The sequence below is a fragment of the Burkholderia sp. Ac-20384 genome (assembly GCF_017104605.1).
GTDB lineage: Bacteria > Pseudomonadota > Gammaproteobacteria > Burkholderiales > Burkholderiaceae > Burkholderia > Burkholderia lata.
In genome coordinates this window covers 1-1,625 of sequence record NZ_JAAGPE010000630.1, presented here as the reverse complement: position 1 = coordinate 1,625, position 1,625 = coordinate 1, and the positions used below count along the sequence as shown (strand labels likewise).

General features: G+C 70.4%; 3 protein-coding genes. 1 reads left to right on the top strand and 2 read right to left on the bottom strand.

What is annotated here, in order from left to right:
- Together G3O00_RS42460 and G3O00_RS42455 are read right to left on the bottom strand one after the other, a co-directional pair.
- Nucleotides 1-358 (bottom strand): SH3 domain-containing protein (locus tag G3O00_RS42460; protein WP_346779037.1); only part of this gene is annotated, 358 nt, incomplete at its 3' end.
- 33 nt (nucleotides 359-391) lie between these two features.
- Nucleotides 392-829, bottom strand: coding sequence for a hypothetical protein (locus tag G3O00_RS42455; RefSeq protein ID WP_206146573.1), 438 nt, complete (start codon nucleotides 827-829; stop codon nucleotides 392-394).
- Between the two features lie 298 nt (nucleotides 830-1,127).
- On the opposite strand from G3O00_RS42455, the gene G3O00_RS42450 reads away from it, so the two are divergent.
- Nucleotides 1,128-1,625, top strand: a 498-nt coding sequence (locus G3O00_RS42450; RefSeq protein ID WP_277399393.1) for an RNA polymerase sigma factor region1.1 domain-containing protein, incomplete at its 3' end; no start/stop codon positions are given.

Genomic DNA, 1,625 nt, shown 5'->3' with positions numbered 1-1,625 from the left:
AGTAGCGATCCCAGTACGCACCGATCGCGAACCCGGTGATCGGCACGCCGATGATCGCGCCATAGTCGAGCAGCGGCGCGTAACCGCCCTGGTACGGATAGTCGATCAGTTGCGCGTCGATCCAGCCACGCACGCCCGGCAGCGCGACGTCGCACCACGTGTAGTCGCTCAGGCAGCCGAACACGTCCAGCGCGGTGCCCGGCGGAATCTGCGCGACCACCGGATAGTCGGGCGCCGGCCCGGCGAACAGTTCGGCCGGCGAATTCGTGTAGCCGGTGCTCTGTGCCTGCGTAATGCCCGGCGCGACCGCCAGGCCGAGCAGGACGACGCACAGACTTCGGACAATCGTGTTCCTCATGATGCTCTCCCGCGCGGTGCCGCCGCGCGCCGGTCAATGCCGATGCCCGCCCCAGCCGCCACCCCAGTGGCTGCCGCCCCACGGACGATGCCAGTAACCGCCGCGTCCGCGCCAGCCGCCGCCCCATCCGCCCCAGAAGCCGACCGAGATCGCCGGGGCGCCCCAGCCGTACCAGCCCGGGTAATACGCGGGGGCATAGTACGGATACGGATAGGGATACGGCGGCGGATAGGCCGGCGCGACGTAGACGGGAGCCGGGTCGGCCACGGGCGGCGCGACCGCCGCCGAGGTCGGGCCCGGCACAGTGGTGGCCGGTGCAGCCGGCGTGACGGGGATCTCGCGCTGCGTCAGCGTGGCCGGCGCCGGCGCATAGTACGGGGCATAGCCATACGGACTCGTGTAATAACAGCCGCCGAGGGTCAGCGTCGTCAATGCGAATACCGCACACCTCGCGGCAGGAATCGGGGTCATGTGTTGCTCCGGCAGAATCCGCGCGTCGCCGCCAGGCGCGCGCCTGACTCTAGCTTACGTCCCCTGCAGATTTCCGCTCGGTATGATCGGTTACTTTTTGTTTCCTGCACCGGACGGGCGCGCGGGCACGCCGCGTGCTGGCAGGTCTGCCGCACTCGCGTTGAAGTTCGCGCAAATGCCCTCAACTTGAACGATGTCAGGCTGGCCGGCGCGGACGGGGGTTCGCGAGCAACCGGCGGCCCGAAACCAGCGGACTTCGGCCCGCCCAGACAGGAACGCGGCTCACGCCGCCATCGACATGACTACGCCACGCCCCACTCCCCGGGCGGACACGCCGCTCGATCCGATCATCCAGTTGCTGGCGCTCGCCGGCGAACAGGGATATCTGACTCACGCCGACCTCGTCGACGCGCTGCCGCCCGAAAGCGACAGCCCCGACGCGCTCGACGTCGTGCGCGCCGCGCTCGCCGACATCGGCATCGCCGTGCTCGACGAGCCGGCCGCGCCTGCGCCGTTCGCCGGTTCGGCGCTTGTCGACGTCGATCGCGATGCGCTCGATGAAGGCCGCGCGATGCTCGGCGACCTTGCACGCGGCACGGGCGCGTCGACCGATCCGCTCGCGCTCTACATGCGGCGCATGCAGGCGGTGCCGCTGCTCACGCGCGAAGGCGAAATCGTGCTGGCGCGCGAGATCGAGACGGGCCGCCACCAGATCCTGCACGCGCTCGCCGGCTATCCGGCGGCGGTCGACGCGCTGCTTGCGCGTCATCGCGCACCGGCTGCGACCGCCGCCGCC